Here is a 7939-nt window from a genome sequence, read left to right as displayed (position 1 = left end):
TTGAATATTATATAATAATAAAAAATTCTTTTTATATTTTTTGTTTATGGTATAATTAAAATATAAAAATAATGAGGTGAATTTAATGAGTGAAATAGTAGATAAAAACTCTAGAACACCACTATATTTACAACTTATGAATATTCTTATAGATATGATAGAGAATAGCCTAGAAGAAAATGAACAAATACTTTCTGAAAGAGAAATTTGTGAAATTTATAATGTTAGTAGAACTACTGTAAGACAAGCAATGGATGAACTTGAAAAAGAAGGATATATATATAAGATACATGGAAAAGGAACTTTTGTATCCCCTAAAAGAATGAATCAAGATTTAATATCTTTTTATTCCTTTACTGAAGAGATGAAGAAGTTAGGTAAAGTCCCAAGTTCAGAAGTTACAGGATTTGAAATAGTCCAAGGTGATGAAAAAATATGCTCAATATTTAATATAGGAATAGATGATTTGTTATATAGAATATCTAGAATAAGAAAAGCTGATGGATTACCTATGATGTATGAAACTACATATCTTCCTTTTAATAGATTTAAGGGGATAGAAAAAGAGCAATTAGAAGAAAATCCTATGTATGATGTTCTATTAAAATGCTTTAATACTAAGATAACATCAGCAGAAGAATATTTTATGCCAATATTAACAAACAAGCTAGAAAGTGTTTATTTAGATATTAAAGAAGGATCACCAAGTTTAAAAATAGAGAGATTTACATATGAAAACACAAATGTAATTGAATATACAGTAAGTGTTGCTAGGGGAGATAAATTTAAATATAGGGTGAAATTGAAAAACAATTAAAAATAAAAAATTTTTAACCTAACTGGTAATGACAACATTACAACTTGAGAAAAAATATAATATTAAGCTAAAAGTTATAATTACCAGTGTGATATTACTGTATAAATTGTAGTTTTTATATAGGAAAATATTGTTTTCAAATAACGAAAAATGTATTTAATAAAAATTTATATTAAATAGATAACTAATGAAGAATTTATATAAATAGAAAAAATTATTAAACAGAGGAGTGAAGTAAAATGAATATAGTATCAACAAGAGAAATGTTAAATAAAGCTCAAAGAGAAGGGTATGCAGTACCGGCTTTCAATATTCATAATTTAGAAACATTACAAGTAGTTGTAGAAACTGCTGCTGAACTTAAATCACCAGTAATATTAGCTGGAACTCCATCAACTATTGATTATGCAGGCGGAGAATATATAGTAGCTATGGCAGAAGTTGCAGCTAAAAAACACGATATTCCAATTGCGATCCATTTAGATCACTTTGAAAAAATTGATGAAATAAAACATTACGTTAATATTGGATTTAAATCAACTATGATAGATGCTTCTCATGAGTCTTTTGAAGATAATGTAGCAATAGTTAAAAAAGTTGTAGAATATGCACATAAATATGATTCAACAGTAGAAGCTGAACTTGGAAGACTTGGTGGACAAGAAGATGATTTAATAGTAGATGAAAAAGATACTAAGTATACTAATCCAGCACAAGCAAAAGAATATGTTGAAAGAACTGGAATAGATTCATTAGCAGTAGCTATTGGAACAGCACATGGACTATATAAAGGTGAAGCAAAATTAGATTTAGATAGATTAGCAGAAATAAGAGCTATGGTAGAGGTACCACTAGTTTTACATGGAGCATCAGATGTACCAGATGAATTAGTTAAAAAGGCAATTTCTTTAGGAATATGTAAGGTAAATGTTGCAACTGACTTAAAGATTCCATTTTCAGATGCAGTAAAGAAGTACTTTATAGAAAATCCAGATGCTAATGATCCAAGAAAATATATGGCACCAGGAAAAGAAGCTATGAAAAAAATAGTTGCACACAAGATTATGGTTTGTGGAAGTAATGGAAAAGCTTAAATTTTAAATTAAATATAAATTTTGAGAAAATAATATTAAGTTGTAAAGCTAAAGTGTTATTTTGTCTTATTTGTAAAGTAAGAAGGGGTTGAGTTTATGCATGAAATTAAAAAAATGGTCAATGAATTTAAAAAGGGAAAGAATGTGGGGATATTTTCAGTATGTTGCTCTAATAAATATGTAATTGAAGCAGCTATGGAAAGACTTTTAGATAAGGATATTCCTTTATTAGTTGAAGCAACAGCAAATCAAGTAGATCAATTTGGTGGATATACAGGAATGAAACCAAAGGATTACTTTGAATATATTCATAATATAGCAGATGAAGTTGGTTTCCCTAAAGAAAGAATTATATTAGGTGGAGATCATTTAGGTCCATTAACATGGAAAAATATAGATGCTGAAAAAGCTATGGAAAATTCTAAGGAGCTTATTAAACAATATGTTTTAGCTGGATTTACTAAGATTCATCTTGATACAAGCATGCCATTAAAAGGAGATATAGAAAATAATATCTTTGGAGATGATTTAATAGCAGATAGAGCAGCTCAATTATGTAAAGTAGCAGAAGAAGCTTATATTGAGTTAAAAGAAACTAATAAAGATGCAATACATCCAGTTTATATTATAGGAAGCGAAGTTCCAATTCCAGGAGGAGCGCAAGTAGAAGAAGAGGAAGAAGGAATGCAGGTTACAAAGGTAAAAGACTTTAAGAATACGGTAGATACTTTTAAAAATACCTTTGAAGCTTATGGGCTTAAAGATGCTTTTCAGTATGTAGTTGGAATAGTAGTTCAACCAGGAGTAGAATTTGGAAGTGAAGATGTATGGAAATATAATAGAGAAGATGCAAAAGAATTAAGTAATGCTTTAAAGGATTATCCAAACTTAGTTTTTGAAGCTCATTCTACAGATTATCAAAGTCCAAAAGCATTAAAGCAAATGGTTGAAGATGGATTTATAATATTAAAAGTTGGACCAGCTCTTACTTTTGGTTTTAGAGAAGGTATCTTTGCATTAAATGCTATTGAAAATGAGTTATTAAAATATGATTCAAATGTTGAATTATCTAATTTTATAGAAGTTTTAGATTACAATATGGTTAAAAATCCAAAAGAATGGATGCATCACTATTCAGGGAATGGATTAGAAATTAAATTACAAAGAAAGTATAGCTTATCTGATAGAGCTAGATATTATATGCCTAAGGAAGAAGTTAATTATGCTTTAGAAAAGCTTATGAACAACTTAAAGGATGTTAATATTCCTATTACTTTAATAAGCCAATATATGCATGAGCAATATAAAAAGATTAGAGATGGTTTATTAAAGCCAAATGCAGAAGCTTTACTAAAGGATAAAATAGGTGAATATATAGATGATTATATTTATGCTATAGAAGATAAAAAATAAAATTTAGTAGAAAAGCGCAAAATATGCGCTTTTTTAATTACCATTGCCGAAAATTATAAGAATATTCAAAATTATTAACTTAGGAATAAATTACCTGTTATAATAATATTAGGGAGTAATGTTTAAGTTTATTTATATAGGAGGATTTTGGTATGTTTCAATTTGAGACTCAGTTAAAAAAATTAAAGCATGAAGTTCTAACAGAGGTAGCAAGATTAGCTAAGAATGGAGAATTATCTACTGAATCAATAGAAAAGATTCCTTATGAAATAATAAAAGGGGACAAGGCAATGTACAGATGTTGTGTTTATAAGGAAAGAGCTATTGTTTTAGAAAGAGCAAAACTAGCAGCAGGATATTTGGCTAACGGTGATAATATTGATGATGAGTTTGTAGATATTAGAGAAGAAGATCAAATAATATACGTTATTGAAGCAGCATGCGATAGATGTCCAATTAATAAATATAGTGTAACAGATTCTTGTAGAGGATGCTTAGCTCATAAATGTGATGAAGCTTGTAACTTTGGAGCAATCCATTATGTAGGTGGTAGAGCATATATAAATCAAGAACTTTGTAAAGAATGTGGAATGTGTAAAAAAGCATGCCCTTATGATGCAATAGCAGAAGTAATGAGACCTTGCAAAAGGGTTTGTCCTACAGGAGCTTTAGATATAAGTCAAGAAGATAGAAGAGCTATTATAAAAGAGGAAATTTGCGTTAACTGTGGTAGTTGTATGACTGCATGCCCATTTGGAGCTATATCAGATAAAAGCTTAATAGTTCCAGTAGCAAAGAGACTTGCTAGAGGAAGAAAAATGTATGCTATTGTAGCTCCAGCAATTGCAGGTCAATTTGGACCTAAGGTTAGCTATGGACAAATTAAAAATGCAATTAAGAAATTAGGCTTTGTTGATATGCTAGAAGCAGCTTGTGGAGCAGATGCAGTAACAGTACATGAAAGTAATGAGTTTGTAGAAAGAATGGAAAATGGAGATAAATATATGACTAACTCTTGTTGTCCAGGCTTTTTAAACTATATAGAGAAAACTATGCCTTCAGAAGCAGATAGAATTTCTAGTACGGCATCACCTATGATAGCAACAGCTAGATATATTAAGAGTATTGATCCAGAGGCAAAGGTTGTATTTATAGGACCTTGTACTGCTAAGAAAAATGAAGCAGCTAAAAAATCTGTAAAGGGTGCAGTAGATTATGTATTAACTTTTGAAGAAATATTAGCATTATTTAATGCTTTTGATATAGAAGTTGAAGAATGTGAAGATGAATTAGTTGATGAAGCATCAATATATGGAAGAGGATTTGGTGCTCATGGTGGTTTAACAGCAGCTATTGAAAATTATATTAGAAGTCAAGGATTAGAAGTTAATTTTACTCCAGTAAAAGCTGCAGGGGGAATAGAAATTAAAAAAGCTATGACTATGGGTAAAATAGGAAAATTACAAGGAAACTTTATTGAAGGTATGATGTGTGAAGGTGGATGTATAAATGGTGCAGGAACCATATCTACTCCATTTAAATCTAAATCAACTTTTAATAAGATAAATTCACAGGCTTCTAGAAAATCAGTTATGGATAATGAAAAAATAAAAGAATTTAAAAATATTAATTTAGAAAGAAAATGAATTCATTAAAAAAACTCCTTAGGGAGTTTTTTTATATATAATTAATCTTATATAGATAGATTTGGTAATAATTTATATAATAATGGGAAAGATTAATATTGACATTTTTTATATTCAATCAGGAATTAAATTATAATAAGAAATATTACCTACATTGTTAGTCTTATTATCTTTCATATAATTATTAGATTAGTCTTAAATAATGCAAGATAACATATAATAAAAGAGTGCAAAATAGAAGAAGTTCTAAAATGAAGAAAATAGATATAAACATAAGGAAATAGAAACTAATTAATGAAAAATGGTAATATTTATTAATTTTAGAGGAAAAATATAAAGATTACAATTTGAAAAAAAAAAATCAAAATATTATTATAAAATTGTTAGCACTTAATAAAGATGAGTGCTAATATAGATATAATAATAATAATTTTATATATATAATTAGGAGGGATTTTTTTATGAATATTAAACCACTAGCAGATAGAGTAGTAATTAAGAAACTAGAAGCAGAAGAAACTACTAAAAGTGGAATAGTTTTAACAGGTGCAGCAAAAGAAAGACCACAAGAAGCAAAAGTTGTAGCTGTAGGACCAGGAGCTGTAGTAGATGGAAATAGAGTAGAAATGGAAGTAAAAGTTGGCGATAAGGTACTTTACTCAAAATACGCTGGTACTGAAGTAAAAGTTGATGGTGAAGAGTACACTATTTTAAAACAAGATGATATTTTAGCAATAGTTGAATAAGGGAGGAATAAATTATGGCAAAGATGATTAAATTTAGCGAAGATGCTAGAAGAGCAATGCAAGTTGGTGTTGATACATTAGCCGATACTGTTAAGGTAACATTAGGGCCAAAGGGGAGAAATGTTGTATTAGATAAAAAATTTGGTGCACCTTTAATAACTAATGATGGTGTTTCAATTGCAAGAGAAATAGAGTTAGAAGATCCATATGAAAATATGGGAGCTCAATTAGTTAAAGAAGTTGCTACTAAAACTAATGATGTAGCAGGGGATGGTACTACTACAGCAACACTTTTAGCTCAAGCAATAATTAGAGAAGGGTTAAAAAATGTTACAGCAGGAGCAAATCCTATATTAATTAGAAATGGTATTAGAATGGCTGTTGATAAAGCTGTTGATGAAATTAAGAAAATTTCTAAACCTGTTGATGGAAAAGAAGATATTGCAAGAGTAGCAGCAATTTCAGCAGCAGATGAAGAAGTTGGTAAATTAATATCTGATGCTATGGAAAAAGTAGGTAACGAGGGTGTTATAACTGTTGAAGAATCAAAATCAATGGGGACTGAACTTGATGTAGTTGAAGGTATGCAATTTGATAGAGGATATGTATCAGCTTATATGGTAACAGATACAGAAAAAATGGAAGCCGTTTTAGATAATCCATTAATTTTAATAGCTGATAAGAAAATATCAAATATTCAAGAATTACTTCCAATATTAGAACAAATAGTTCAACAAGGTAAGAAATTACTTATTATAGCTGAAGATGTTGAAGGAGATGCAATGACTACATTAGTAGTTAATAAATTAAGAGGAACTTTCACATGTGTAGCTGTAAAAGCACCAGGTTTTGGAGATAGAAGAAAAGAAATGCTTCAAGATATAGCAATATTAACAGGTGGTACAGTTATATCAGAAGAACTTGGCATAGATATAAAGGAAGTAACTTTAGATATGCTTGGACAATGTGAAAGCGTAAAAGTTACAAAAGAAAATACTACTATAGTTAATGGTAAAGGAAATAGCGAAGCTATTAAAGAAAGAGTTGCTCAAATAAGAGCTCAAATAGAAGAAACAACTTCAGAATTTGATAAAGAAAAATTAACTGAAAGATTAGCAAAACTTGCTGGTGGAGTTGCAGTTATAAAAGTTGGTGCAGCTACAGAAACAGAATTAAAAGAAAAGAAATTAAGAATTGAAGATGCTTTAGCAGCTACAAAGGCAGCTGTTGAAGAAGGAATAGTTCCAGGTGGTGGAGCAGCTTATGCTAATATTATAAATGAAGTAAATACAGTAACTTCAGATATTCCAGATACTCAAGTTGGTATTAATATTATAGTTAGAGCATTAGAAGAACCAATGAGACAAATAGCAACTAACGCAGGACTTGAAGGTTCAGTTATTATTGAACATGTTAAGGGATGCGAAGCAGGAATTGGTTATGATGCTTTAAGAGATGAGTATGTAAATATGATTAAAGCTGGTATAGTTGACCCAACTAAGGTTACAAGATCAGCACTTCAAAATGCTGCTTCAGTAGCATCAACATTCTTAACTACAGAAGCTGCTGTAGTAGATATACCTCAAAAAGAAACTCCAATGCCAGGAGCACCAGGAATGGGAATGGACGGAATGTACTAAAATTTAAATATTTAAAAGGAGCTAGTTATAATAGCTCCTTTTCTATTTAACAAGCTACATAATATATTGATATAATATAATCTATAATTTATAATTAGAATAAGAAAAATATTGTATAACATAGAGGGATATTATGAATGCCAAAAGCAAAAGATTAAGAATTAAGAGAATAAGAATAACTTTATTATTAATTATTTCAGCAATATTAGGAACTACATTATTTATTACTTATAATAATTATAAGAAAATGACAAAAAAAATAGAAGTAAAAGAAAGCATTAGAGAATTTATATTAACTGTTAATGTAGTAGAAATAAATGATTCAATAGAATTTGAAGATTCAGATACACTATATTCTATAAAAAATAAAAGTGATGATAAATTAAAAGCTATAGCTAAGTATAAAAATATAGATAATTTCAATAAGATAGAACTTCTAACCATACAAGAGGCAAGAAAAATATTAAAGGATGAAGTAGATTTTGAAATTAATAAAAATGGAGAATTCTTAAATGTTTATATAAAGAATTGAAGATAAATTATCAATTATAATAAATTTTATTATAATTGGTATTTTTTTATT

The 7939-nt window shown here is 28.7% G+C and carries 7 protein-coding genes; all 7 read left to right on the top strand.

All coding sequences use genetic code 11. The features are described from left to right. Positions 1–85 precede the first annotated feature (85 nt). The 7 genes from ACQRD5_RS06785 to ACQRD5_RS06755 all read left to right on the top strand — a co-directional run bounded on the left by ACQRD5_RS06785 (position 86) and on the right by ACQRD5_RS06755 (position 7888). Positions 86–817 carry a GntR family transcriptional regulator gene (locus ACQRD5_RS06785; RefSeq protein ID WP_291629191.1) on the top strand — a complete coding sequence of 244 codons (732 nt, stop codon included), beginning with the start codon at positions 86–88 and terminating at the stop codon, positions 815–817. A gap of 239 nt (positions 818–1056) precedes the next feature. Beyond that, complete coding sequence (locus tag ACQRD5_RS06780; protein WP_291629193.1) at positions 1057–1911, top strand: tagatose bisphosphate family class II aldolase; 855 nt, start codon at positions 1057–1059, stop codon at positions 1909–1911. Between the two features lie 96 nt (positions 1912–2007). Beyond that, a complete protein-coding gene (locus ACQRD5_RS06775) occupies positions 2008–3324 on the top strand; it encodes a class II D-tagatose-bisphosphate aldolase, non-catalytic subunit (RefSeq protein ID WP_294170417.1) in 1317 nt (438 codons plus the stop codon). A 152-nt stretch (positions 3325–3476) separates the two neighbouring features. Then, entirely contained in the window at positions 3477–4970 is a 1494-nt protein-coding gene (locus tag ACQRD5_RS06770) for a 4Fe-4S dicluster domain-containing protein (RefSeq protein ID WP_320628071.1), read from the top strand. Positions 4971–5431: 461 nt separating this feature from the next. After that, the gene (groES, locus tag ACQRD5_RS06765; protein ID WP_291629199.1) at positions 5432–5716 is read left to right on the top strand and encodes a co-chaperone GroES; all 285 of its coding nucleotides are present in this window, start codon (positions 5432–5434) and stop codon (positions 5714–5716) included. A gap of 14 nt (positions 5717–5730) precedes the next feature. Then, complete coding sequence (gene groL / locus ACQRD5_RS06760) at positions 5731–7356, top strand: chaperonin GroEL (RefSeq protein WP_294365374.1); 1626 nt, start codon at positions 5731–5733, stop codon at positions 7354–7356. A gap of 133 nt (positions 7357–7489) precedes the next feature. Beyond that, positions 7490–7888: a type II secretion system protein gene (locus ACQRD5_RS06755; protein WP_294170407.1), complete on the top strand. Its 399-nt coding sequence runs from the start codon at positions 7490–7492 to the stop codon at positions 7886–7888. Positions 7889–7939 lie beyond the last annotated feature (51 nt).

The sequence above is a fragment of the Clostridium sp. SGI.024 genome, assembly GCF_050315195.1.
GTDB lineage: Bacteria > Bacillota > Clostridia > Clostridiales > Clostridiaceae > Clostridium.
This window is presented reverse-complemented; position numbering and strand designations above follow the sequence as displayed.

Coding starts and splice junctions, on each gene's coding strand:
- ACQRD5_RS06775 (WP_294170417.1), top strand. CDS start 2,008: ATGCATGAAATTAAAAAAATGGTCAATGAATTTAAAAAGGGAAAGAAT.
- ACQRD5_RS06780 (WP_291629193.1), top strand. CDS start 1,057: ATGAATATAGTATCAACAAGAGAAATGTTAAATAAAGCTCAAAGAGAA.
- ACQRD5_RS06770 (WP_320628071.1), top strand. CDS start 3,477: ATGTTTCAATTTGAGACTCAGTTAAAAAAATTAAAGCATGAAGTTCTA.
- ACQRD5_RS06785 (WP_291629191.1), top strand. CDS start 86: ATGAGTGAAATAGTAGATAAAAACTCTAGAACACCACTATATTTACAA.
- groL (WP_294365374.1), top strand. CDS start 5,731: ATGGCAAAGATGATTAAATTTAGCGAAGATGCTAGAAGAGCAATGCAA.
- ACQRD5_RS06755 (WP_294170407.1), top strand. CDS start 7,490: ATGAATGCCAAAAGCAAAAGATTAAGAATTAAGAGAATAAGAATAACT.
- groES (WP_291629199.1), top strand. CDS start 5,432: ATGAATATTAAACCACTAGCAGATAGAGTAGTAATTAAGAAACTAGAA.